The 23,487-nt window shown below is 74.1% G+C and carries 26 protein-coding genes; 13 read left to right on the top strand and 13 right to left on the bottom strand.

Going from position 1 to position 23,487, the window contains the following annotated elements; genetic code table 11:
• Positions 1-137: 137 nt before the first annotated feature.
• Together fdxA and dapC are read left to right on the top strand one after the other, a co-directional pair.
• On the top strand, positions 138-464 hold the full coding sequence (gene fdxA / locus ACGF0D_RS02700) for a ferredoxin (RefSeq protein ID WP_030061559.1): 327 nt from the start codon (positions 138-140) through the stop codon (positions 462-464).
• Between the two features lie 20 nt (positions 465-484).
• Positions 485-1,633, top strand: coding sequence for a succinyldiaminopimelate transaminase (gene dapC / locus ACGF0D_RS02695; protein WP_392913690.1), 1,149 nt, complete (start codon positions 485-487; stop codon positions 1,631-1,633).
• Between the two features lie 105 nt (positions 1,634-1,738).
• Here the strand turns inward: dapC and ACGF0D_RS02690 are convergent, their stop codons facing one another.
• Together ACGF0D_RS02690 and ACGF0D_RS02685 are read right to left on the bottom strand one after the other, a co-directional pair.
• Complete coding sequence (locus ACGF0D_RS02690; protein WP_392873549.1) at positions 1,739-2,542, bottom strand: hypothetical protein; 804 nt, start codon at positions 2,540-2,542, stop codon at positions 1,739-1,741.
• A 305-nt stretch (positions 2,543-2,847) separates the two neighbouring features.
• Positions 2,848-3,918: a hypothetical protein gene (locus tag ACGF0D_RS02685; RefSeq protein WP_392873546.1), complete on the bottom strand. Its 1,071-nt coding sequence runs from the start codon at positions 3,916-3,918 to the stop codon at positions 2,848-2,850.
• Between the two features lie 176 nt (positions 3,919-4,094).
• Between ACGF0D_RS02685 and dapE the strand changes: the two genes are divergently transcribed.
• Together dapE and ACGF0D_RS02675 are read left to right on the top strand one after the other, a co-directional pair.
• Positions 4,095-5,171, top strand: coding sequence for a succinyl-diaminopimelate desuccinylase (gene dapE / locus ACGF0D_RS02680; protein WP_392873544.1), 1,077 nt, complete (start codon positions 4,095-4,097; stop codon positions 5,169-5,171).
• Positions 5,172-5,282: 111 nt separating this feature from the next.
• The gene (locus ACGF0D_RS02675; RefSeq protein ID WP_392873541.1) at positions 5,283-6,092 is read left to right on the top strand and encodes a TIGR00730 family Rossman fold protein; all 810 of its coding nucleotides are present in this window, start codon (positions 5,283-5,285) and stop codon (positions 6,090-6,092) included.
• 40 nt (positions 6,093-6,132) lie between these two features.
• On the opposite strand, the gene folP is transcribed toward ACGF0D_RS02675, so the two are convergent.
• On the bottom strand, positions 6,133-6,945 hold the full coding sequence (folP, locus tag ACGF0D_RS02670) for a dihydropteroate synthase (RefSeq protein ID WP_392874256.1): 813 nt from the start codon (positions 6,943-6,945) through the stop codon (positions 6,133-6,135).
• Positions 6,946-7,125: 180 nt separating this feature from the next.
• On the opposite strand from folP, the gene ACGF0D_RS02665 reads away from it, so the two are divergent.
• Both ACGF0D_RS02665 and ACGF0D_RS02660 read left to right on the top strand, forming a co-directional pair.
• Entirely contained in the window at positions 7,126-7,566 is a 441-nt protein-coding gene (locus tag ACGF0D_RS02665; protein WP_392913689.1) for a DivIVA domain-containing protein, read from the top strand.
• A complete protein-coding gene (locus ACGF0D_RS02660) occupies positions 7,563-8,150 on the top strand; it encodes a DNA-3-methyladenine glycosylase I (RefSeq protein WP_392873535.1) in 588 nt (195 codons plus the stop codon). Before ACGF0D_RS02665 ends, ACGF0D_RS02660 begins: the two co-directional genes overlap by 4 nt.
• A 57-nt stretch (positions 8,151-8,207) precedes the next feature.
• Here ACGF0D_RS02660 and ACGF0D_RS02655 read toward each other — a convergent pair whose 3' ends face one another.
• Positions 8,208-9,008, bottom strand: coding sequence for an enoyl-CoA hydratase-related protein (locus ACGF0D_RS02655; protein WP_392873532.1), 801 nt, complete (start codon positions 9,006-9,008; stop codon positions 8,208-8,210).
• Between the two features lie 297 nt (positions 9,009-9,305).
• Here ACGF0D_RS02655 and ACGF0D_RS02650 point away from each other — a divergent pair, with 297 nt between their 5' ends.
• Positions 9,306-9,473 carry a DUF3117 domain-containing protein gene (locus ACGF0D_RS02650; protein WP_380552276.1) on the top strand — a complete coding sequence of 56 codons (168 nt, stop codon included), beginning with the start codon at positions 9,306-9,308 and terminating at the stop codon, positions 9,471-9,473.
• 136 nt (positions 9,474-9,609) lie between these two features.
• Here the strand turns inward: ACGF0D_RS02650 and ACGF0D_RS02645 are convergent, their stop codons facing one another.
• Positions 9,610-10,242 (bottom strand): O-methyltransferase, encoded by a 633-nt coding sequence (locus ACGF0D_RS02645; protein ID WP_392874254.1) that lies wholly within the window; start codon positions 10,240-10,242, stop codon positions 9,610-9,612.
• Between the two features lie 288 nt (positions 10,243-10,530).
• On the opposite strand from ACGF0D_RS02645, the gene sigE reads away from it, so the two are divergent.
• The 4 genes from sigE (at position 10,531) to ACGF0D_RS02625 (ending at position 13,743) form a co-directional block, all read left to right on the top strand.
• Positions 10,531-11,268 (top strand): RNA polymerase sigma factor SigE, encoded by a 738-nt coding sequence (gene sigE, locus ACGF0D_RS02640; protein WP_392874251.1) that lies wholly within the window; start codon positions 10,531-10,533, stop codon positions 11,266-11,268.
• Complete coding sequence (locus ACGF0D_RS02635; RefSeq protein ID WP_392873528.1) at positions 11,265-12,272, top strand: zf-HC2 domain-containing protein; 1,008 nt, start codon at positions 11,265-11,267, stop codon at positions 12,270-12,272. Before sigE ends, ACGF0D_RS02635 begins: the two co-directional genes overlap by 4 nt.
• Positions 12,273-12,418: 146 nt before the next feature.
• Positions 12,419-12,853, top strand: a complete 435-nt coding sequence (locus ACGF0D_RS02630) for a sec-independent translocase (protein ID WP_392873525.1) — start codon at positions 12,419-12,421, stop codon at positions 12,851-12,853.
• Positions 12,854-13,074: 221 nt separating this feature from the next.
• Entirely contained in the window at positions 13,075-13,743 is a 669-nt protein-coding gene (locus ACGF0D_RS02625) for a hypothetical protein (protein WP_392913688.1), read from the top strand.
• Between the two features lie 74 nt (positions 13,744-13,817).
• On the opposite strand, the gene ACGF0D_RS02620 is transcribed toward ACGF0D_RS02625, so the two are convergent.
• The 4 genes from ACGF0D_RS02620 to ACGF0D_RS02605 form a co-directional block, all read right to left on the bottom strand.
• The gene (locus ACGF0D_RS02620; protein ID WP_392873521.1) at positions 13,818-14,978 is read right to left on the bottom strand and encodes an Mrp/NBP35 family ATP-binding protein; all 1,161 of its coding nucleotides are present in this window, start codon (positions 14,976-14,978) and stop codon (positions 13,818-13,820) included.
• Positions 14,979-15,034: 56 nt separating this feature from the next.
• A complete protein-coding gene (locus tag ACGF0D_RS02615; protein ID WP_392874248.1) occupies positions 15,035-15,583 on the bottom strand; it encodes a DUF1003 domain-containing protein in 549 nt (182 codons plus the stop codon).
• Between the two features lie 76 nt (positions 15,584-15,659).
• Positions 15,660-16,958, bottom strand: a complete 1,299-nt coding sequence (locus ACGF0D_RS02610; RefSeq protein ID WP_392873518.1) for a magnesium transporter MgtE N-terminal domain-containing protein — start codon at positions 16,956-16,958, stop codon at positions 15,660-15,662.
• A gap of 128 nt (positions 16,959-17,086) precedes the next feature.
• On the bottom strand, positions 17,087-17,626 hold the full coding sequence (locus tag ACGF0D_RS02605) for a hypothetical protein (RefSeq protein ID WP_392873515.1): 540 nt from the start codon (positions 17,624-17,626) through the stop codon (positions 17,087-17,089).
• A 106-nt stretch (positions 17,627-17,732) separates the two neighbouring features.
• Here ACGF0D_RS02605 and ACGF0D_RS02600 point away from each other — a divergent pair, with 106 nt between their 5' ends.
• Positions 17,733-18,698: a DMT family transporter gene (locus ACGF0D_RS02600; RefSeq protein WP_392913687.1), complete on the top strand. Its 966-nt coding sequence runs from the start codon at positions 17,733-17,735 to the stop codon at positions 18,696-18,698.
• A gap of 3 nt (positions 18,699-18,701) precedes the next feature.
• On the opposite strand, the gene corA is transcribed toward ACGF0D_RS02600, so the two are convergent.
• Positions 18,702-19,823 (bottom strand): magnesium/cobalt transporter CorA, encoded by a 1,122-nt coding sequence (gene corA / locus ACGF0D_RS02595; RefSeq protein ID WP_392873509.1) that lies wholly within the window; start codon positions 19,821-19,823, stop codon positions 18,702-18,704.
• Positions 19,824-20,296: 473 nt separating this feature from the next.
• Here corA and ACGF0D_RS02590 point away from each other — a divergent pair, with 473 nt between their 5' ends.
• Positions 20,297-20,938: a suppressor of fused domain protein gene (locus tag ACGF0D_RS02590; RefSeq protein ID WP_392913686.1), complete on the top strand. Its 642-nt coding sequence runs from the start codon at positions 20,297-20,299 to the stop codon at positions 20,936-20,938.
• A 138-nt stretch (positions 20,939-21,076) separates the two neighbouring features.
• Here the strand turns inward: ACGF0D_RS02590 and ACGF0D_RS02585 are convergent, their stop codons facing one another.
• The 3 genes from ACGF0D_RS02585 to ACGF0D_RS02575 form a co-directional block, all read right to left on the bottom strand.
• Positions 21,077-21,937 carry a PHP domain-containing protein gene (locus ACGF0D_RS02585; RefSeq protein ID WP_392913684.1) on the bottom strand — a complete coding sequence of 287 codons (861 nt, stop codon included), beginning with the start codon at positions 21,935-21,937 and terminating at the stop codon, positions 21,077-21,079.
• A gap of 96 nt (positions 21,938-22,033) precedes the next feature.
• A complete protein-coding gene (locus ACGF0D_RS02580; protein WP_392873500.1) occupies positions 22,034-22,672 on the bottom strand; it encodes a DUF6758 family protein in 639 nt (212 codons plus the stop codon).
• Between the two features lie 307 nt (positions 22,673-22,979).
• Positions 22,980-23,138, bottom strand: a complete 159-nt coding sequence (locus tag ACGF0D_RS02575; protein ID WP_392874295.1) for a hypothetical protein — start codon at positions 23,136-23,138, stop codon at positions 22,980-22,982.
• Positions 23,139-23,487: the final 349 nt, after the last annotated feature.

The raw sequence follows: 23,487 nt of genomic DNA, 5'->3' as shown, positions 1-23,487 counted from the left end.
AGGCCATCTGGCCACCTCCTGTGCATTTGCGGTCTCCGACCCGCGATACTAGGGGCGGGCATCGACGACGCCGCGCTCACCGCGCACGGCAGCAGAACAGAACGGGCCACCAGGCCCTTCCGAGGAGGAACGACAGCGTGACCTACGTCATCGCGCAGCCTTGTGTCGACGTGAAGGACAAGGCGTGCATCGAAGAATGCCCGGTTGACTGCATCTACGAGGGCGAGCGATCGCTCTACATCCACCCGGATGAGTGTGTCGACTGCGGCGCTTGCGAGCCGGTCTGCCCGGTCGAGGCGATCTTCTACGAAGACGACACCCCGGAGGAGTGGAAGGACTACTACAAGGCGAACGTCGAGTTCTTCGACGACCTGGGTTCGCCCGGCGGCGCCTCCAAGCTCGGCCTGATCGAGCGTGACCACCCGTTCATCGCCGCTCTGCCGCCGCAGAACGCCGACCACTGACGATCGGTGGCACAACAGCTGTGAGCACCAACAGCACGCACGCGCCGTTCCCGGGCCACCCGGGGGCGGCGCGCCGCGTTTCGGACAAGCTGCCGGTCTTCCCCTGGGACAAGCTGGAGCCGTACAAGGCGACCGCGCTGGCCCACCCCGGCGGCCTCTGTGACTTCTCCGTCGGCACCCCGGTGGACCCGGTCCCCGAGGTGATCCAGAAGGCGCTGGCCGCGCACACCGACACCCCCGGCTACCCGACCGTCTGGGGCCCGCTGGAGCTGCGCGAGGCGATCGCCGGCTGGCTGCACCGCCGCGTGGGCGCGCGGATCGGCCCGCAGGCCGTGCTGCCGACCGTCGGCTCCAAGGAGCTGGTGGCCTGGCTGCCGACCCAGCTGGGCCTCGGCCCCGGCGACCAGGTCGCCTACCCGCGCCTGGCCTACCCGACCTACGAGGTGGGCGCCCGGCTGTGCGGCGCCGAGCCGGTCGAGTACGACTCGGTGGACGAGCTGGACGGCTCCCGGGTGCGCCTGCTCTGGGTGAACTCGCCGTCCAACCCGACCGGCCGGGTGCTGGGCGCGGACGAGCTGCGCCGCGCCGTCGAGTGGGCCCGGGAGCACCGGGCGCTGCTGGTCAGCGACGAGTGCTACCTGGAGCTGGGCTGGGAGGCCGACCCGGTGTCGGTCCTGCACCCGGACGTCTGCGGCGACGACCACGAGGGCCTGCTGGCCGTCCACTCGCTCTCCAAGCGCTCCAACCTGGCCGGCTACCGCGCCTCCTTCGTGGCGGGTGACCCGGTGGTGGTCAGGGAGCTGCTGGAGGTGCGCAAGCACGGCGGCATGATCGTGCCGGCGCCCGTCCAGGCGGCGACCGTCGCCGCGCTCGCGGACGACGCGCACGTGGCCGAGCAGCGCGAGCGGTACGCGGCCCGGCGCTCGGCGCTGCGGGCGGCGCTGGAGGCGTACGGCTTCCGGATCGAGCACTCCGAGGCCAGCCTCTACCTGTGGGCGACCCAGGACTGCCCGTGCTGGGAGACGGTGGCCGAACTGGCCGGGCTGGGCATCCTGGTGGCGCCCGGCGACTTCTACGGGCCGGCCGGCGACCGCTTCGTGCGGGTCGCGTTCACGGCGACCGACGAGCGGGTCGCCGCGGCCGTGGAGCGGCTGGGCGCGGCGCGCTGACCGCACCCGGGGAGCGCACCCCGGGACCGTACGGCGAAGGGGGCCGGTGTCACGGACACCGGCCCCCTTCGGGGTCCTCCCCGGAGGAAACGGGGTGCGGACGGACTACAGCGGCAGGCCGCCGAGGCCGCCGCCGTTGAGGCTGCCCAGCAGGCCGCCGAGCGGGCCGAGCGCGCCGGTCAGGCCGGACAGCGGGCTGTTCTTGCCGAGGTCGGCACCGCCGAGGCGGTTGGCCGAGCCGTGCTCGGCCAGGCCCAGCACGTCGGTGGCGGGCAGCTCGGCCGGCAGGGCCTGCTCGACCGGGCCGAGCGGCAGCGCGCGCTGCACCGCGCCCACCGGCAGCGCGTCGGCGACGGCGGTGCCGCCGGGGACGGCGCCGGTGAGCGTCTCGGCGCCGGGCACGGCCTGGGTGACCGAGCCGGCCTGGGTCAGGCCGCCGAGCGGGCCGGTGCCGGCGGTGGCGCCGCGGGTCTCCGCGCTCTTGCCGGTGACGGCCTCGCCGAGCTTGCCGGCCAGGGCCGAGGCGACCTTCGGGGTGACGGTGGAGAGCTGGCCGGCGGTCGCGGCGGTCTGGTCGACCGGCGCGGTCAGCGAGCCGGCCTTCTCGTTGGCCTCGGGCAGCTGCTGGGCGACGATGTTGCCGGCGGCGTCGGTGGAGGCCGGTACGCCGGCGGCGACGGTGGCCGCCCCGGTGGTGCCGGCGGCCTGGCCGAGCTGGTGGGTGGTGTGCTGGAGCGTCGAGCCGGCGTCGGAGTTGGTCAGCTGGCCCAGCGGTGCCGCGAGGTCGCTCTTGGGCAGCAGGGCGTCCCCGCCCAGAGCGGACGCGGAGCCGGCCGCGAGCAGCGGGGTCGCTCCGGCGGCCACGACGAGCGCGGCCTGGGCGATCCGGCGCGTGAGGGGGTGAGACATGGGGCTCCTCGAAGGGGTCTGGGTCCGTCCCGTCCGCCCTGGGGAGCCGGGCGTTGCCGACCGGGCGGACGACGTTGTTACCGCTTGAGAAGCCAGAAGGTTTCGGCCGGTGCAAGGAAGAGTCCTGACCGACCATCGGATCGTACGACTGCAGCAGGGCCGCTTGCCGGGCCCGGTCGGACGCCGCCGAACCGGCCCCGGACAAGGGGAGTGACGGTTCTTCACCCCGGTTCGCCGGAACGGGCTGTCGGTCCACCGGGGTTGACCGGAATCACTCGTCCGGCGGCAACCCGAACACCAGTGCGTCAGCTCTTCGTGGGCGGGGCCAGGGTGACCTGGACGAGCTTGGTCGAGGTGCCCGAGGTCTGGGTCTGCCAGCCGTCCTCGGACTTGGACTTGCGCCAGATCTTCCCGTCGTAGGCGACCGTCGCGATGCCCAGCTGCTGGGCCTGGGCGACCGCCCAGTGGGCGACCTCCCAGCCGCTCGCCCGCTCGGCGCTCACCCCGCCGTCCGCCCCCGCGTCCGGTCCCGAGGTCAGCGCGGTGGTGGCCGGGTCCGGGGTCAGCGCGACGGCGTTCTCGGCGCCCTTGATGGTCGAGGTGTAGCCGGTCGCCGGGGTCACCGTGCGGCCGAACTCCCGGCGCACCCGGTCGGACAGCACCTGGGCCCGGTCCGGCGCCGCGGCCGGGGTCGCGGTGGCGCCCGGGGCGGTCCCCGCGGTGGGGGAGTCGGAGTCCGCCGGGTCCGGCTTGGCGTAGTCGTGCACCACGCAGGAGAACGAGGCGGGCTCGCGGCCGGCCAGCGCCGAGGTGAGCAGGGTCGCCTTCGTCTCGTGCTTGGCGTAGGCCTGCGGGTAGCCGCTCTTCTGCACCGTCTGGGCGGCGTCGGTCAGCGGCATCCGGGTGTAGCCGGGGACCTTGACCAGGCCGTCCAGGAACTTGTTGGTCGCGTACACCGGGTCCGCGATCTGCGTCGGGGTGCCCCAGCCCATCGACGGCCGCTGCTGGAAGAGGCCGATCGAGTCCCGGTCGCCGCCCGCGAGGTTGCGCAGCTTGGACTCCTGCATCGCCGTCGCCAGCGAGATCGTGGTGGCCCGGTCCGGCAGCCCGCGCGAGCGCGCCACCGCGGCGATCGTCGCGGCGTTGGCGGCCTGCGGCAGCTCCAGCGTGCCGTTGCCGGCCGCGGTCTTCACCGTGCACTCCTCCGACACACCCGGCTTGAAGCCGAACCACCAGATCCCGACCACGGCCAGTCCGGCGACCAGGGCCAGGCCGAGCAGCCCGACGATCACCATCAGCAGGGCGCGCAGCGGCCCGCGGCGGCGAGTGGGCTCCTCTTCGTCGCCCAGCTGCTCGCTGCTCCTTCTCCTGGCCACCGTCGCCCCTCTCGCGCCTGCTCCTTGATCCGACACCGTACCCACTCGGACGGATGTACGGCGCCCCCCGGTTGCCGTCGCCCGCCCACTCGCCACCGAGTCCGAACCGCGTCACGCGGCGGCCGCGCCGGGCGGACCGGACCGGACGAACCGGGCCGCGGACTAGGCTGACGCCCATGAGCAGCCCGAATCCGACGCCCCTGGACCTCACTCTCGACGGCGGGACGCTGACCGCCCGGCTCGTCGACTTCCCCTCGGTGAGCGGCGACGAGCAGGCGCTCGCCGACGCCGTGGAGGCCGCGCTGCGCGGCTACCCGCACCTCACCGTGGACCGCCACGGCAACAACGTGGTCGCCCGCACCGACCTGGGCCGCGCCGAGCGCGTCGTCCTGGCCGGCCACCTGGACACCGTGCCGATCGCCGACAACCTCCCCTCGTACGTCGAGGGCGACCTGCTCTACGGCTGCGGCACCTCGGACATGAAGTCCGGCGTGGCCGTCCAGCTGCGCCTCGCCGCCACGCTGCCCGAGCCCAACCGGGACCTCACCTTCGTCTTCTACGACTGCGAGGAGGTGGAGGCCCACCGCAACGGCCTGGGCCACCTCGCCAAGGACCACCCGGAGTGGCTGGCCGGCGACTTCGCGGTGCTGATGGAGCCCAGCGGCGCCATGGTCGAGGGCGGCTGCCAGGGCACCCTGCGGGCGCAGGTGCGGCTCACCGGCGTGCGCGCCCACGCGGCCCGCAGCTGGCTCGGCGACAACGCCATCCACCACGCCGCCGAGGTGCTCACCCGGCTCGAGCGGTACCAGCCGCGCCGGGTGGAGATCGACGGCCTGGAGTACCGCGAGGGCCTGAACGCGGTCCGGATCGACGGCGGCGTGGCCGGCAACGTGATCCCGGACGAGTGCGTCGTGACCGTCAACTTCCGCTACGCGCCGGACCGCAGCGAGGTCGAAGCGGAGAAGCACGTGCGCGAGGTCTTCGACGGCTTCGAGCTGACCGTCACCGACTTCGCCCCGGGCGCCCTGCCCGGACTCGCCCAGCCGGCCGCCCAGGCCTTCCTGGCGGCCACCGGCGGCCAGGCCCGGGCCAAGTTCGGCTGGACCGACGTCGCCCGGTTCAGCGCGCTCGGCGTCCCCGCGGTCAACTACGGCCCCGGCGACCCGAACCTGGCGCACAAGCGCGAGGAGCACTGCTCGCTGAGCGCCATCGCCGAGGTCGAGGAGCGGCTGCGCGCCTGGCTGACCAGCTGAGCCGCGCGCCGCGCCGACCGTCGGGGCGGCGGCCGAACGCCACCTTCCGGATGCTCAACCGACCTTCCCCCGTTGCCTGAAAACGGGGGAAGGCGGGCGTAGGGTTTCGTCATGACAGGCACAGGAGACGAGAAGCACTACGGTCACGGCCCCGAGCAGGTCGGGGTGCCGCGGAAGAAGAAGGCCTGGCCCGAGAAGCAGAAGGGCCCGGTGCTGGTGCGCCGGGACCAGGTCGGCACGAGCACCACGGACCAGCGCCTGCTGGACACCACCGGTCCCACCGACTGGCTGCACACCGACCCGTGGCGGGTGCTGCGGATCACCTCCGAGTTCGTCGAGGGCTTCGGCGCCCTCGCCGAACTCCCGCCCGCGATCAGCGTCTTCGGCTCCGCCCGGACCCCGGCCGACTCGCCCGAGTACGAGGCGGGCGTGGCCATCGGCCGGGCCCTCGCCGAGGCCGGCTACGCGGTGATCACCGGCGGCGGCCCGGGCGCGATGGAGGCCGCCAACCGCGGCGCCTCCGAGGCCGGCGGCCTCAGCGTCGGGCTCGGCATCGAGCTGCCCTTCGAGCAGGGCCTCAACGAGTTCGTCGACCTCGGACTGAACTTCCGCTACTTCTTCGTCCGCAAGACGATGTTCGTGAAGTACGCCCAGGGGTTCGTGGTCCTGCCCGGCGGCCTCGGCACGCTGGACGAGCTGTTCGAGGCGCTCACCCTGGTGCAGACGAAGAAGGTCACCCGCTTCCCGGTGATCCTCTACGGCAGCGCCTACTGGGGCGGCCTCTACGAGTGGCTGAAGAACACCCTGGTCGAGCAGGGCAAGGCGGCCCCGCACGACCTGGAGCTGTTCCACATCACCGACGAGATCGACGAGGTCATGAAGATCCTCGCCGACGCCCGCCGGCCCGCCGGCGAGATCTAGGAGCCCCGGACGGGTCCTCGGCGGGCCCGGGCCGAGGCGCTCACGCCAGCCCCCGGCGGGCGACCGCCGGGGGGCGGGTGCCCCGGATCGAGGCGACCATGTCCAGCACCTGGCGGGTCTCCGCGACCTGGTGCGCCCGGTAGACCCGCGCGCCCAGCCAGGCCGAGACCGCGGTGGTGGCCAGGGTGCCGAGCAGCCGCTCGTTCACCGGCCGGTCCAGGGTCTCGCCGACGAAGTCCTTGTTGGAGAGCGAGACCAGCACCGGGAAGCCGGTCGCGGTCATCTCCGGCAGCCGCCGGGTGGCCTCCAGCGAGTGCCGGGTGTTCTTGCCGAAGTCGTGCCCCGGGTCGATGATCAGCGCGTCCCGCCGCACGCCCAGTTCCACCGCGCGTTCGGCCAGTCCCACCGTCACCCGCAGGATGTCCGCCATCACGTCCTCGTACCCGGTCCGGTGCGGCCGGGTGCGGGGCTCGGCGCCGCCCGCGTGGGTGCAGACCAGCCCGACGTCGTACCGGGCGGCCACCTCGGCGAGCTTCGGATCCACCCCGCCCCAGGCGTCGTTCAGCAGGTCCGCGCCCACCTCGCAGACCGCCTCGCCGACCTCGTGCCGCCAGGTGTCCACGCTGATCACCGCCTCGGGGTGGCGCTTGCGCAGCTCCGCCACGAAGGGCACGGTGCGCCGCAGCTCCTCCTCGACCGTGACCTCGTCGCCCGGCCCGGCCTTCACCCCGCCGATGTCCAGGATCGCCGCGCCCTCGGCCATCGCCCGGTCCGCGGCGGCGAAGGCGGCCTCGTCGGCGAAGGTCGCACCCTTGTCGAAGAACGAGTCAGGCGTCCGGTTGACGATCGCCATGATCACCAGCTCGTCGTCACCGAATTCCCGCGGTCCCAGGCGCAGTGCCACCGATGTCTCCTCCACAGCTCCTGCGGGTGCGATGATGGCCCCCGGCCTCACTAAGGGACCATGCTGTCATGATCAGTGTGGTTACCTGCGCCACATAGCGGACCGGCCGGGAGTTCGGGAGGACAGCTCGTGTTCTGGGTGATCGTGGTCGCCATGGCCGTGGTGGTCGGCGGTGCCGCCCTGGTGGCGCTCGGCGGGGGAGGCTCGATGCCGGAGGCGGCACCGGACCGCATCTCCGCGCGGCTGCCGCAGGACCGCCCGCTGGGCAAGGCGGACGTGGACGAGCTGCGCCTGCCGATGGCCCTGCGCGGCTACCGGATGGACGAGGTGGACGACGTCCTGGACCGCCTCGGCGCCGAACTCGCCTACCGCGACGCGCGGATCGCCGAGCTGGAGGCCGCCGCCCACCTGCGCGGCGCGGTCGAGGCGGGCGGCGCCCCCGACCCGGCGGCCGAACCGCTGCCCGGCCTGGAGGAGTTCGCCCAGGTGGTCGAGCCGGCCGTGGCGCTCGCCAAGCAGCCGGCCGGGGAGCGGGCCCCCGAGGACGCCGAGCCCGGGGCGGACAAGTGACGGACGACGGAGCTGTGCTCGGCGCGGACGGCCTGCGCCGCTGCGGCTGGGGCGACTCCACCGACGACTACCGGGTCTACCACGACACCGAGTGGGGCCGGCCGGTGCACGGCGACGACGCGCTGTTCGAGCGGGTCTGCCTGGAGGCCTTCCAGTCCGGGTTGTCCTGGCTGACCATCCTGCGCCGCCGCGAGGGCTTCCGGGCGGCGTTCGCGGGCTTCGAGATCGCCAGGGTCGCCGAGTTCGGCGAGGCGGACAAGGAGCGCCTGCTCGCCGACACCGGCATCATCCGCAACCGGGCCAAGATCGAGGCGGCGGTCGCCAACGCGCGGGTCGCCCGCGACCTGGAGGGCGGACTGGACGCGCTGATCTGGCAGTTCGCCGGGGACCCGGACCGGCCGGCCCCCCGCACGACGGGCGAGGTTCCGGCCGTCACACCGGAGTCGACGGCGCTGGCGAAGGCGCTGAAGAAGGCGGGCTTCCGCTTCGTCGGCCCGACCACCGCCTACGCCCTGATGCAGGCCTGCGGCCTGGTCGACGACCACCTGGCGGACTGCCACGTCCGCACCGCCGCCGTCCGCTGACCGACCCGAGGGCCGGCCCGTCCGAGCGGACGGGCCGGCCCGTCGGGGTCGACTTCCCTAGCGGCCCAGGTACTTCGGCTTCTCCTTGGCGATGAAGGCGCGCACCGCGATCCGGTGGTCCTCGCTCTCGCCCGCCATCGTCTGCAACTCGTCCTCCTTGTCGAGGAGTTCGTCCAGCGAGTGGGAGGCGCCGTACGCCAGCGACTCCTTGACGGCGCCGTAGGCGACGGTCGGCCCCTCGGCCAGCTCGCGGGCGAAGGCCCGTGCGGTGGCGGCGAGTTCGTCGGCCGGCACCACCCTGGTGGCCAGGCCCAGCTCCATCGCCTCGGCGGCCTTGACCGTCCGGGGGAGCATCAGCAGCTCGGTGGCCTTGGCGTGCCCGACCAGTCGCGGCAGCGTCCAGGAGGCGCCCGAGTCGGCGGTCAGCGCGATCCCGGCGAAGGCGGTGTTGAAGCCGGCCCGGTCGGACAGGACGCGGAAGTCGCAGGCGAAGGCGAGCGAGGCGCCGGCCCCGGCCGCCACCCCGCCGACCGCGGCGACGGTCGGCTTGCGCATCCCGGCCAGCGCCCGCACCAGCGGGTTGTAGTGCTCGGCGACGGTCCGCAGCGCGCCCTCGCCGGTCTCCTCGGCCCGCTTCAGCAGCGCCAGGTGCTCGTTGAGGTCCTGCCCGACGCAGAACGCCCGCTCGCCCGCCCCGGTCAGCAGCACGGCCCGCACCGCCGGGTCGGCGGCCGCGGCGGCCACGGCGTCGCGCAGCGCGATCTTGGTGGCGACGTCGAGCGCGTTCATCGCCTCCGGGCGGTTGATGGTGATGACGGCCAGGCCGCCGTCCAGCTCGTACAGCACGGAATCGGACATGGGTGAGGGCTCCCGGGGTCGTGGCGGTGTCAGTCGTGTGTGTCAGGATGCCGGAGCACACGGGGGGCTGGGGAGTGTGAGGTATCGCACCTTCCCGCGGCGTCCGCACCGCCGCCACGCCGGGGCTTATGACGTGAATTGCGGTGGTTGGGGGCGGTCCGGCCGTGGTTGCACCGAGAGTGATGTTGGTCATCAGCCCGTGGCATGCGGGATAATGGCTTCCGATCAATGCGTTCGATACCGGCGGTGGACGGACTGCCGGTGCGTAGCTGAGCGGTTGCAGGAAGGGGAACGAGCATGGCGGCCATGAAGCCGCGGACGGGTGACGGCCCGCTCGAAGTCACCAAAGAGGGGCGGGGCATCATCATGCGCGTTCCGCTCGAAGGCGGCGGACGCCTTGTGGTGGAGCTCACGCCTGACGAGGCCGAGGCCCTCGGCGAGGCCCTGAAGAAGGCCTGCGGCTGACCGCAGCAGGTGCTCGCCATCTCCTGGAGATGTGCTGCCGGGCCCGGGTACGACGTCATGTCGGCCCGGGTCCGCACGTTTTCCGGGCCCGGGCCGCGGGGCCTGCGGGCCCGCGGCGCCCCGAGGGGCGCCGGGCTCAGCGCTTGATCGCGCAGAGCAGCCCGTCCGACACCGGCAGCAGTGCCGGCAGCAGGTCCTCGCTCTCCCGCACGTCCCGGACCAGGTCCCGGACGGCGCCGGTCTGTGGGTCCTGGAGTTCCGGCTCGGCCAGCCGGCCCTCCTGGAAGACCCCCTCGAAGCAGACCATCCCGCCCGGCCGCAGCAGCCGCAGCGCCTCGCGCAGGTACTCGCAGGACTCCGCCGGGTCGCCGTCGCAGAACACCAGGTCGTACTGTCCGTCGGCGAGCCGGGGCAGCACCTCCAGCGCCCGGCCCGGTATGAACCGGGAGCGGTTGGCCGCGAACCCGGCCGCCTGGTAGGCCTCACGGGCCAGCTGCTGGCGCACCGGCTCCGAGTCGACCGTGGTGAGCACGCCGTCCGGCCGCATCCCGCGCAGCAGGTAGACCCCGGACACCCCGGTGCCGGTGCCGATCTCGGCCACCGCCTTGGCGTCCAGCGCGGCCGCCAGCAGCCGCAGGCAGGCCCCGCCGCTCGGTCCGATCGCCCGTATCCCGGTCCGCGCGGACTGTGCCCGGGCGTAGGTCAGCACGGCGTCCTCGCCCACGTAGGTGTCGGCGAGGGCCGCGTGCGCGGGCCCGAACTCGCTGATGGCTGCCTCTTTCGGAGCCCCGGGCGGCGGCCCGGTGCCGAGGGATGTCGATATTTCCTGGCACAGATTACTGGCCGACCGGGAACCGCGTACGGCGGCGGGCCGTTGTCATGTCGGACCGGGTGCGCAAGACCTCCCGGGCACTTTTATCCGGGCTTGACGGGTGAGGTGGATATGGTGGTGGCCCTGCTGGGCAGAAGAGCCGACCGAGGAGGTGTGGCCGAGGGCGACGTCCCTGTGCGGCGGCACTTCCGTGGCACTGCGTCGGCCCGTACGCCGAAGCCCGTGATGAACCAGCCTGCGCACTCCGACCTGGACCAGCCCGTGGCCGCGACGCCGGCCGCCGGTGCCACCGAGGCCCCCGCTCTCGCGACCTTCTCCGAGGGTCCCGACGCGCAGACCTGGACTCCGCCCACGTGGGAGGAGATCGTCGAGGCGCACAGCGCCCGGGTCTACCGGCTGGCCTACCGTCTGACGGGCAACCAGCACGACGCCGAGGACCTCACCCAGGAGGTCTTCGTCCGGGTGTTCCGATCGCTGTCCACCTACACCCCCGGCACGTTCGAGGGCTGGCTGCACCGGATCACCACCAACCTCTTCCTGGACATGGTCCGCCGCCGCCAGCGCATCCGCTTCGACGCGCTCGGCGAGGACGCGGCCGAGCGGCTCGCCTCCCGCGAGCCCAGCCCGGCCCAGCACTTCAGCGACACCCACTTCGACGCCGACGTGCAGCACGCCCTGGACACCCTCGCGCCGGAGTTCCGCGCCGCCGTGGTGCTCTGCGACATCGAGGGCCTGTCCTACGAGGAGATCGCCGCCACGCTGGGCGTCAAGCTCGGCACCGTCCGCAGCCGCATCCACCGCGGCCGCTCGCACCTGCGCGCCGCGCTCAAGCACCGCGCCCCCGGCTCGGCCCCCGGCCGTGAGCGCCGCGGCGGCTCGGAGGAGCCGGTGCCGGTGGCCGTCGGCGTGGGGGTGCTCGAGGCCGCGGCCGCGCCCGGTGGGCGCGGACGGAGGCGATCGTGAGCGGAACCAGCCGGTCCGGTTCGGACCGGTCGGACGCCTCCGACCGGTCTCCGAGCCGACGGGGCTGGGCCCTGCCGGGCCGTCGCGGAGGCGACGAACCCGGTGAGCCCGTGCTGCCCGGGGTGGCACTGCCCGCGGACACGGCGCTGCACGCGCTCCCCGTCCGTCCCGCCGCACCCGCCGTCGAGGAGCACCACCTCGGCGAGCGCCTCTCCGCCTTCCTGGACGGCGAACTCGGCCACGACTCGCGCGACCGCGTCCAGGCCCACCTGGCGACCTGCCCCCAGTGCCTCGCGGAGGCCGACGAGGGCCGCGCCGTCAAGCACATGCTGGCCCGCTCCGGCCCGCCCGGCCCGTCCTCCGCGCTGATGGCCCGCCTGATGGCCGTCGGCAACCTCCCCGAGGACGCCCCGGCGGACGGCGACTGGCGCTCCGGGCGGCGCGGGCGCCGCGATGACGACGACGACCTGCCCGGTGGCGGGGTCGCGGCCACCGGCACGCTCGGCGGCAGCCGGCTCGACGGCGGCTCCTTCGGCCGCGGCGCCGGGGCCTCCTTCGGCGCGGGCGCGCTGGGCGCCGACTCCCCGCTGCCCGGGGTCGACCCGCGGGCCTTCGGCCGCGGCACGGTGCTGCGGCCGCTGATGGGCCGGCGCTCCGCCCGCCCCGAGGCCGCCGCCGCCCCGGCCCGTCCGCAGCCCGCCGCGCCCGCCGCCGTCCGGTCCCCCGCGCGGGGCCGACGGCTGGTGTTCGCCGCCGCGGGAGCCTTCTCCGTCGCCGCGGTGACGCTCGGCGGCGTCGGCGGGCTCAGCACGCAGGGCGAGGAGCGCCACGGCACCACCGTCAGCCCGCCCGGCAGCGGCCGCGGCGGCCTCGTCCCGACGACCGCGCAGGTCCCGGTGGACTTCGCCGGCCGCCCGGTCGCCGCGACCCGCGACGCGACCCCGCCGGGCTCCCCGGAGCGCTACCCCGGGGGCTTCGCCGCGCTGCGCCAGCAGATCCGCTAGAACGGCCCCGAAGGACACCGGCGCTCCGGCCCGGACGCCCCGGCCACCGGCAGGTCTTTACCACGGCTTCATCACAGCGTGGGCCAAGGACCCGCCGGTGGCCATTACCCTGTAGGAACCGTCGTCCGACGAGTTAGGGAGCAAAGGTGTTCAGCGACGTCAGTGGGCTGGAGGTCCTGACCCTCGTCGTGATGGCGATCATCATCTTCGGCCCGGACAAGCTTCCCAAGCTGATCCAGGACACCATGGGCTTCATCCGGAAGATCCGATCCTTCGCCGACAACGCGAAGGAGGACATCCGCAGCGAGCTGGGCCCCGAGTTCAAGGACTTCGAGTTCGAGGACCTGAACCCCAAGACCTTCGTGCGCAAGCAGCTCATGGGCGACCAGGACGATCCGCTGGGCCTCAAGGACATGAAGGACACCCTGGACATCCGGTCCGTCCTGGACGACAAGCCCGCGGCGCCGGTCAACGGCCGCAGCGGCAGCGTCAGCTTCGAGAAGTCCGCCCCGGCGCCCGCCTCCACCGGAGCCCCGCTGGCGCCCGGCGAGCGGCCCCCGTTCGACCCCGACGCCACCTGACCGGTACCGCGTCCGGCGCCCCGGCGCCGCGCCACCGCCCCGCCCGGCCACCCGGCTGAGCGGGGCGGCGGCGCGTGCGCCGCTATTGTGCTGATTGTTCCGCTGAGCCGTCCGTCACACCGCGCCCCGTCGTGGTCCGGGAACGGCCCCGGGGAACGCCGCGGTACGCCACCATGGGAGCGCGCCACGGCAGGCAAACGTGTGTTTGAGGAGGCCCGGGGATGGACGCGACGAGTCAGACGGGAGGGGCGACGGCCACGGCCGGCGGCCCGGTGGTCGGCGGACAGGCCGGCCCGGCGGACCCGCTGGTGCCCTACCTGTCCGCCGACTTCCCCTGGTACGGGCTGGACGAGGGCTGGACCGGCCGCCGTTTCCTGGTGCAGGCCGGCGCCGGCCCCCGCACCGCGGGCAGCGTCGACTACGGCTCGCTCGGCCACGGCGAGGAGCCGGCCAGGCAGTACGAGCCGCGCGACGTACGGAAGTTCGCCGTCGTGGTCACGGTGGCCCGCCGGGACAGCCGCCGCAGTGCCGACAACACGGGCACCCTGGAGGCGACCTCCGCCTCCTCCGCCGCCTGGCTGGCCGGCTCCGGCCTGCTCGCCGCGACCTGGCCCGGGCAGCTGGACCGGGCGCTGCGCCAGGACTGGCTGGACCAGCAGAGCAGCCTCGCCTGGGACCTCGCCGACGACCTGGCCGGCCCCGGCTGGTCCACCCTCAGCCTGCCGGTCAACGGCCTGCCGCAGCCCTTCCGCTACCGCGAGTCCGAGTACGGCTGGGTGCTGGCCGGTGAGGCCCCCGGCGTCATGCTGGGCGCCTACGGCCGGGGCGTCAGCGCCTACGGCATCGGCTTCTCCACCGTCCCGGACCTGACGGCCTACACCCGCCCGTAGGGCCCTCGGCAGGACACGGCCGTACGACGGAGGGCCGGGTGGTGCGCCCACCCGGCCCTCCGTCGGTCACGGCCTCAGAACTTGTTCTTGGGCGTCAGGCCCAGCGACATCCCGGACAGTCCGCGCTGGCGGCCGCCGAGCTTGCCGGCCACCGCGCGCAGGGCGGCGCCGGCCGGGGAGTCGGGCGCGGCGAGCACGACCGGGCGGCCGTCGTCGCCGCCCTCGCGCAGCCGCACGTCGATCGGGATCGAGCCGAGCACCGGGACGGTCGCGCCGACCGTGCGGGTGAGCGCGTCCGCGACGGTCTGGCCGCCGCCGGTGCCGAAGACGTCGATCATCTCGTCGCAGTGCGGGCACGGCATGCCGGACATGTTCTCGATCACGCCGACGATCTTCTGGTGGGTCTGCACCGCGATGGTGCCGGCCCGCTCGGCCACCTCGGCGGCGGCCATCTGCGGGGTGGTGACGATCAGGATCTCCGCGTTGGGGACCAGCTGGGCCACCGAGATCGCGATGTCGCCGGTGCCGGGCGGCAGGTCCAGCAGCAGCACGTCCAGGTCGCCCCAGTACACGTCGGCGAGGAACTGCTGGAGCGCGCGGTGCAGCATCGGGCCGCGCCAGACCACCGGGGCGTTGCCCGGGGTGAACATGCCGATCGAGATGACCTTCACGCCGTTCGCCTGCGGCGGCATGATCATGTCCTGGACCTGGGTCGGCCGGCCCTCGACGCCCAGCATGCGCGGCACGCTGTGGCCGTAGATGTCGGCGTCCACCACGGCGACCTTCAGGCCGTCGGCGGCCATCGCGGCCGCCAGGTTGACGGTCACCGAGGACTTGCCGACGCCGCCCTTGCCGGAGGCGACGGCGTAGACCCGGGTCAGGGTGCCCGGCTTGGCGAACGGGATCTCCCGCTCGGGGGCGCCGCCGCGCAGCAGCTGGGACAGTTCCTTGCGCTGCTCGTCGCTCATCACGTCGAGCTCGACCTCGACGCCGGTCACGCCGGGGACCTTCCCGACCGCCTCGCGCACCCGGGTGACGATGGTGTCGCGCATCGGGCAGCCGGAGACCGTCAGGTAGACCGCGACGCGCACCGCGCCGTCCTCGGCGATCCCGACCGATTTCACCATGCCGATCTCGGTGATCGGGCGGTTGATCTCCGGGTCGTTGACGGTCGCCAGCGCCTGGCGTACGGACTCCTCCGTGACGCCGGCCGCGACCTCTGTCTCGTTGGCCATGCCTTGATGGTACGGCGCCCGGCGAAGTCGTTGACCCGTCGGTAGCGTGCCGAGGGTCACAGCGGTTCGGGGGCGTCCCGGCGCTCGTCGATCTCCTTGAGCAGGGACTGGAGTTCGGACCGGATGAAGTCCCGGGTGGCGACCTCGCCGAGCCCGTGCCGCAGGGCCGCGACCTCGCGGGTCAGGTACTCGGTGTCGGCGATGTTGCGGTCGCTGCGGGCCCGGTCCTGCTCCATGTTGACCCGGTCCCGGTTGTCCTGGCGGTTCTGCGCCAGGAGGATCAGCGGGGCCGCGTACGAGGCCTGCAGGGACAGCGCCAGGGTCAGGAAGATGAACGGGTACTCGTCGAAGCGCACGCTCGTCGGCAGCAGGGTGTTCCACGCTATCCAGACGACGACCACCACCGTCATCCAGACGATGAACCGCCCGGTGCCGAGGAAGCGTGCGATCCGCTCGGACAGGACGCCGAACGCCTCCGGATCGTAGGAGGGCAGCGTGATCAGGCCGGGGCGCGCGGTGCGCGGCTGGTCGAGCCGGGCGCGGCCGGTGCCGGTGATCGGCGCGGTGTCGGCGCGCCGGTCCCGGCCGCCCTCGCGGGTGCGCAGCTCGCGCAGCTGCCGCAGCCGGCGCAGTTCGCCCTGGAGGCGCCGGCGCGCGGAGTCGTCCGTCCGGCCGTTGCGGTCACCGTCCACCGGTCACCCCTTCCCTGTCGTCCTGGTGGGTGTCGTCGCCGGGGTGCGTCGCGGCGTCGCGCCAGTCCTCCGGCAGCAGGTGGTCGAGCACGTCGTCGACGGTCACCGCCCCGAGCAGGTGGTCGGCCTCGTCCACGACCGGCGCGGCGACCAGGTTGTAGGTCGCCAGGTAGCTGGTGATCAGCGACAGCGGGGTGTCCGGCGGCAGCGGGTCCAGGTCGTCGTCCACCAGCGAGCCGACCAGGACGTACGGGGGCTCGCGCAGCAGCCGCTGGAAGTGCACGGTGCCCAGGTAGCGGCCGGTCGGGGTTTCGTTCGGCGGACGGCAGACGAAGACCTGCGCGGCCAGGGCGGGCTTGTGGTCGCTGACCCGGACCCTCGCCAGCGCCTCGGCGACCGTGGCGTCCGGCTCCAGCACGATCGGCTCGGTGGTCATCAGACCACCGGCGGTGTCCTCCTCGTACGTCAGCAGGCGGCGCACCGGCGCGGCCTCGTCCGGCTCCATCAGCTGGAGCAGCCGCTCGGCCTCGTCGCCGGGCAGTTCGGAGAGCAGGTCGGCGGCGTCGTCCGGGTCCATCGCCTCCAGGACGTCGGCGGCGCGCTCCTCCTGGAGCTTGCCGATGATCTCGACCTGGTCGTCCTCGGGCAGCTCCTCCAGGACGTCGGCCAGCCGCTCGTCGTCGAGGGCGGCGGCCACCTCGGCGCGGCGCTTGGCGGACAGGTGGTGCAGCACGCTGGCGAGGTCGGCGGGGCGCAACTGCTCGAAGGTGGCGAGCAGGTTGGCCGCGCCCTGGTCCTGCTCGGGCAGCGAGAAGCCGGTGACGTCCTGCCAGTCCAGGGTGAGCCGCTCGCCCTTGCCCTTGCGCAGCCGGCCGGCCCGGCCGACCTGCACGAAGACCTTGCTGATCTCCCACTCGCGCAGCCGGGTCTGCACCATGCCGACGTCCAGCACGGTGACGTCCTCGCCGGTCTTGGACCAGGTGACGGTGCGGTCCAGCAGCTCGGCGAGCACCAGGGTCTCGGACGGGCGCTGCTCGAAGCGGCGCAGGTTGATCACGCCGGTGGTGAGCACCTGGCCGGACTCCAGGCTGGTCACCCGGGTCATCGGCAGGAAGATCCGGCGCCGGCCGACCACCTCGACCACCAGGCCGAGGACGCGGGGCGGGCGGCCGCCGAGCCGCAGCGACACGACCACGTCCCGGACCCGGCCGACCTGGTCGCCGTTCGGGTCGAAGACCGCGATGGCGGACAGATGGGAGATGAAGACCCGGGTGCCTGGCCCTGCCATGGACTCCCTCGACTCGCTCGACGCCGTACCGGGGGCGCCGGGGGCGCACCCGCGGCCAAGGCTACCCGCGTGTTCCGGGCCCGGCCGGGAGGCACGGTAGCCGTCGGACGAGTCCTGGGCGTGAAGCTTTAACGGCGCTTGAACAGCAGTTTGGGCAGGCCGGCCGGGATCGGGCGGCGGGTGGTGGCCGGGGTGGGCAGCGGCTGCGCGACGTGCGAGCCGTCCGGCATCGCCCCGGGGCGCTCGGTGAGCGGGCCGACCGGCTCCAGTCGCAGCACCCGGCACTCGCGGGCCCAGCGGGCGGCGATGGCGTCGGTGTCGGGCGCGTTCAGCCGCTTGCCCTTGAGCTCCTCGACGGCGCCCAGCCAGGCCTCGCTGTCCGGGGCCGGCTCGACGACCCGGGCGCTCCAGCCGGTCAGCCGGCCGCCCTTGTCCTTGCTGCGGACGGTCACCACGGCACCGGCGCCGGGCTCCAGGCCGTGCAGCGGCTGCTCGCCGCCCCCGCCGACCACCACGACCGCGCCGTCGTGCCAGGCGTGCCACAGCGGCCGGGCGTGCTCCTGCCCCTGCGCGCGCACCCAGAGCAGGCCCGACTTCTTCGCGGCCTCCTCCAGCAGGGCCTGGTCGAGGAAGTCGTCGGCGGTCGCGGCGGCGGGCGTACGGTCCATGGCGGACAGCGTACGGCCAGTGGGCCCGTCCCGTGGCGTGGCCGGGAGGCCCGGCCGTCTCAGCCCCCGGGCGACAGTTCCATTAAGCCGCCACGGGCCTTACCGTATGACGGCCCCACCCCCGCGACCAGCAAGGAGCGCCGTGCCCGCCGCCCGGCCCGCGACCGCCCCCGCCACCACCCCGACCGCCGACCCGGGCCCGGCACACCCGCTCCCCACCCTCGACCTGCTGCTGCTCGCCGTCTCGATCGGCGGCATCTCGCTGTCCGGCCCGCTGATCAGCGCCACCGCCGCGCCCGCGCTGGCGATCGCCCTGTGGCGCAACGTCATGTCGGTCGGCGTCCTCGGCCCGTACGCGCTGCTGCGCCACCGCGCCGAGCTGCGCGGGATCGGCCGGCGGGCGCTGCTGCTCGCGGTGGCCGCCGGGGCGCTGCTCGCCGTGCACTTCGCGCTCTGGATGCCCAGCCTGCGGATGACCTCGGTGGCCTCGGCCACCGCCCTGGTCACCACCACCCCGCTGTGGACCATCCTGCTGATGCGGCTGATGGGCGTCCGGGCGCCGCGGCTGGTCTGGCTCGGCACCGTCGTCGCCTTCGCCGGGGTGCTGGTGCTGACCGGCGTGGACCTCTCGCTCTCCCCGCGCGCGCTGCTCGGCGACGCGCTCGCGCTCGCCGCCGGCCTGGCCGCGGCCGGGTACATGCTGCTGGGCGCCGAGGTCCGTAAGACCGTCAGCACCACCGCGTACACCCTGGTCTGCTACGCCACCACGGCGGCGGTGCTGCTGGGGATCTGCCTGGTCGCCGGGACGCCGCTGGCCGGGTGGCCGGCCGGGGTCTGGTGGCAGATCGTGCTGCTGATGGTCGCCGCCCAGCTGCTCGGCCACTCGCTGAGCAACCGCGTGGTGCGCAACCTCGGGCCGTCGATCACCTCCACCGCGATCCTGCTGGAGACCCCGGGCGCGGCGCTGATCGCCGCCCTCTGGCTGGGCCAGTGGCCCCCGGCGGCCGCCTACCCGGCGGTGGTGCTGATCCTGCTCGGCCTCGTCCTGGTCGCCCGCGGCGGGCGCCGGTAGCCGTCAGAGCCAGCCGTTGCGGCGGAAGCCCCGGTACATCCCGAAGCAGATCAGCACGATCGCGCCGAGCACCGTCGGATAGCCGTACTTGTGGTGCAGCTCGGGCATGTACTCGAAGTTCATGCCGTAGACGCCGGTGATCATGGTGGGCACCGCGAAGATCGCCGCCCAGGCGGTGATCTTGCGCATGTCCTCGTTCTGCGCCACCGACACCTGCGCCAGGTTCGCCTGCAGCAGCGAGTTCAGCAGCTCGTCGAAGCCGTGCACCTGCTCGGCGACCCGCGCCAGGTGGTCGGCGACGTCCCGGAAGTACTTCTGGATGTCCGGGTCCACCAGCCGCTGGAGCGGCTCCGACAGCTGCTGCATCGGGCGCAGCAGCGGCACCACCGCGCGCTTGAACTCCAGTACCTCGCGCTTGAGTTGGTAGACCCGGCCGACGTCGGCGCTGCGCCCGCCCTTGGCCGAGAAGACACCGTACTCGATCTCGTCCACGTCGTTCTGGAGCCGCTCGGCGACCAGCAGGTAGTTGTCCACGACGTGGTCGGCGATCGCGTGCAGCACCGCCGACGGGCCCTTGGCGAGCAGCCCCGCCTCGTCCGCGTCCGCCTCCAGCCGGTGGCGCAGCTCCTGCAGCGAGCCGTGGCCGCCGTGCCGGACGGTGATCACGAAGTCCCGGCCGGCGAAGACCATCAGCTCGCCCGTCTCCACCACCTCGCTGGTGGGCGTGAGCTGGTCGTGCTCCACGTAGCGGATGGTCTTGAAGACGGCGAACAACACGTCGTCGTAGCGCTCGACCTTCGGCCGCTGGTGCGCGTGCACCGCGTCCTCGACCGCGAGCGGGTGCAGGCCGAAGCGCTGGGCGATCCCCGCGAACTCGGCCTCGGTCGGCTCGTGCAGGCCGATCCAGCTGAACGAGCCCTCGCCCTCGGGGAGCAGGTGGGCGGCCCTGACCCGGTGGGCGGCCTCGCGCGGGCTGCACGTCTCGCCCCTGCGCTTGCCGTGCTGGTAGACCGCGCAGTCCACGACCGCCGAGGCGGCGTCCTCGGGCAGGACGCCGTAGACGCCGGCCGCGCCGCGGCGGCGGTTGGTGCGGACGGCGGCGCGCAGGCTGTTGATCATCGACATGACAGGCTCCCAGAGGCAGGAACCGTCGCGCGGCGGCACGGAAGGAGAAACGTTCGGCCGCGGTACGACGGCGGAGAACACCGGTGAAACGGGGGATGAGAGTGCTCTCCCGGCCGGTCCGTCCGTCGTGGGGCCCGCGCCCGGGGCTACCGCGGCTGATTCAGCCGATTGGGCCTGCGGGGCGAGGGGTACGGGGAAGTCGGGGCCGGGCAGAGCTGCCGGTACTGCATGGTCGGCCGGTATCCACCGCAACCACCTCCTTCGCGCCGCCGCCCCGGGACGAAACGATCCCGGTGGCCAGTCGCTCACCCTAACATCTGACCGGGCGTCGCAGCCGAGGGGTTCCCGGAGGTTTCCCAAGGCTTTACGGGCCCCTGGCGCGGCCCCGACCGGGCGGGCCTTTACGCCGCCCACGGGCCCCTGCGGCCCGCCCCCGCGCGGCCCGCGAACCCCCGGGGGTTACGCTCACCGGCATGGCGCACGACTTCCCGCTCTTCGGCGACCCCCACGGCGGCAACTCCCCGGAGCTCTCCCGGGAGGCGGTGCTGGCCGCCGTCGAGGCCCGGCTGATCTCCACCTTCGGCGAGCCGGGCGGCCGTGCCGCCGTCACCTTCCTCGGCGCCGACCGGATCGAGGTGCTGCGCTTCGGACCGGACGCCGCGGGCCTGGTGCGGTACGCGACGCTCGGCATGTCCGCCGCGCCGATGGCCGACCCGACCGCGCCGGTCGCCGACCAACTGCGCGGCCCGCGCGCCGAACTGGTGCTGACCGTCCGCGGCGGGCAGGACAGCGTGCTGCGCACCCTGGCCACCTTCGCCGCCACCCCGCAGGTCGAGGGCCTGGTGGTGGCCCCGGGCGGCTCGCTGGACCTCGGCTCCCCGCTCTGGGACGGCGCGCCCTTCACCTCGGTGCTCGCGGCCGAACCGGGCGGCCTGGTCGAGGACCTGGAACTGGCCGACCCGGCCGACCCGGTGCGCTTCCTGCCGCTGCTGCCGATGACGCCCAACGAGGCGGGCTGGAAGCGGGTACACGGCGCGGCCGCGCTCCAGGATCGCTGGCTCGACCAGGGCACCGACCTGCGCGACCCGCAGCGGCGCGGCGTCCGGCTGGACTGACCGGCCGGCTGACGCCCGGTCAGGCGGGGCGTACGGGCCGGTCCGTACACCCGCTCGGCACTCCGAAACGCCGGAACGCGGGACCAGGGGACTCGTGATCCCCTGGTCCCGCGTTCGTCGGGCGAGGCCCGCGCCGGCTCAGCGCCCGATCGGCTTCGCGCCGGTGGCCTGCGCCAGCAGCGCCTCGTACACCTGCGGGTCGGTGGTGTGCTCGCCGAGCCGGACGGTCTTGCGGGAGCCGTGGTAGTCGCTGGAGCCGGTGACCAGCAGGCCGAGCTCGCCGGCCAGGCCGCGCAGCCGCACCCTGGTCTCCTCGTCGTGGTCGGTGTGGTCGACCTCCAGCCCGGCCAGCCCGGCCGCCGCGAGGTCGGCGATCACCTGCTCGGAGACCGTCCGGCCGCGCTTGACCGCGCCCGGGTGGGCGAACACCGGCACCCCGCCGGCGCCCCGGACCAGCCGGACCGCCGCGACCGGGTCGGTCTCGTGCTTGCGGACGTCCGCCCGCCCGCCGTTGGCCAGCCAGTCGGCGGTGAAGGCGTCCGAGACGGTGGCCACCACGCCCGCCTCGACCAGCGCGCTGGCGATGTGCGGCCGCCCGACCGAGCCGGACCCGGCGATCCGCTCCACCTGCTCCCAGCTGATGTCCGCGCCGAGTTCCCGGCAGCGCTCCACGATCGCCCGCCCGCGCCGGAACCGGTCGGTGCGCACCAGGTCCCGCTCGCGCGCGAACTCCGGCTCCGCGGGGTCGAACAGGTACGCCAGCAGGTGCATGCTGATGCCGTCCACGACGCAGGACAGCTCGGCGCCCGGGACGACGGTCAGCCGGGTGCCCTCGGGCAGCGCGCGCACCGCCCCGGCGGCCTCGGCGTGGCCGGCCACGGTGTCGTGGTCGGTCAGCGCCACCACGTCGAGGTCCGCGGCGACGGCCGCCGCGACCAGCTCGGCCGGGCTGTCGGTGCCGTCGGAGGCGTTGCTGTGGGCGTGCAGGTCGATGCGCACGGATCGGACTCCCGGGGCTCGTGGGTGCCGCCCAGGATAGGCCAGTGGGCGGCGCCGTCCCATGGGTCCGGACGGACCCGGCCCGCGGGACGGCCGTCAGCCGAGCAGCCGGGGCGTGAGCGCCCCGCAGGGCAGCAGGTCCAGTTCGGCGCCGGCCTCGCGCAGGTCGGTGAGCACCAGTTCGTCGTACATGACCAGCGCGGACTGCTCGGGCCAGGCGACCGCCCACAGCCAGAGCCCGCGGGCCTCGCCGACGAACACCGCGCGGTCGGCCGGGGCGTCCGGGACGTGGAACATCGGGGTGGGCCGCCCGGCGGCCATCAGCTTGGCGTCGGCGGGCTTGTAGAGGCCGACGGAGTCGCCCGGGTCCGGCCCTGGCAGGCCCGCGTAGCGGGCGCCGAGACCGACCCCCAGCTCCTCGGCGACCAGCACCAGCTCGCCGAAGCCGCCGAGCGGGGCCGGCCCGGAGCAGGCGACGGCGGTGGCCCGGGCGCCCGAGACGTCGTCGCCGACGTGGGCGATGCCGGTGTAGAGCCAGCCGACCGGGAGCGGCCAGGGCAGCCAGACCGGGACCTGGGAGCGGGCGACGGCGACGCCGAGGGCCTCCACACTCGGGGGCAGCACCGGCTGCATCGGGTGCACCGCTCCGTGCCGGTCGCACTGCCAGGTGTCTGAGAACAGACCGGGGGCGCGGACCCGACCGGCGCACCTCGGGCAGCTTGGCTCGCCCCTCATAGCCGTCAACGCTCCTCCCTCCGGACCGCCGCGTCAAGGACGATCACCCGTACGGAGGGCTCGGCGGCACCTGTCGGTGGCGGACGCCCGGACCGGCACCGGGTGGGCGGTCGCGGGCGGTTCCCGTTGGGGGATGTCCCGTCCCGGGCGGCGGCAAACGTCCGGGGCTCCGGCCCCGGACACACTGACGCCCCGTCATCGGCGAATGCGGTGACGGGGCGTCAGTCGGGTATCGGGACGTCCGGATCGGACGCTCCCGGCTCGTCGGCGGCGGCTGGGGGCTCCGCGGAGCGGGCGCCGCGCTCGGTCAGACGGTCGGGCACGGGCGGATGAGCAGGCGCTCGCCGGTGCGGGCGGCGGCCTCGACGACCTCGCGCACGGTGGCGGCGTCGGCGATCAGGCGGTCGGCGGCGGAGCCGTTGATGTCGTCGAGTCGGACGATCTCGAAGCGCATGGTCTTCGTCATGGGCGTCTCCATTCCTGGCCCCGCGGGGCGGGGCGGTCGCGGCTGAGTGGGTATCAGCTCTTTCGGGGTCGTGCGGATCCGGCGGTGCGGCCGGGCCGGGCGGTTCGTCGTCGCGCGTGCGGCGGTCTGCCGCGGCAAGGGCCCCCCTTGCTTGCCTGGTGCGTCCAGTGCCTCGTGAACCACGGTGAGGTGGCGGTGCTACCGGGGCGTTGCCCGCCCGTGAAGTCCGGGTTTCGGGTGATCCGCGCCGAAGTGGAGGCCGGCGATGATTCCCGGACAGAATCAAAGATTACCGTAACTAACGAATTTTGTCCTCTGTTGAAGCCGATCGAAGTTGCGGAAGTGGTAC

Source organism: Kitasatospora sp. NPDC048298, from assembly GCF_043201465.1.
Classification (GTDB): domain Bacteria; phylum Actinomycetota; class Actinomycetes; order Streptomycetales; family Streptomycetaceae; genus Kitasatospora.
The sequence above is the reverse complement of the archived record's forward strand: the minus strand, read 5'-3'. Positions and strand labels throughout refer to the sequence as shown.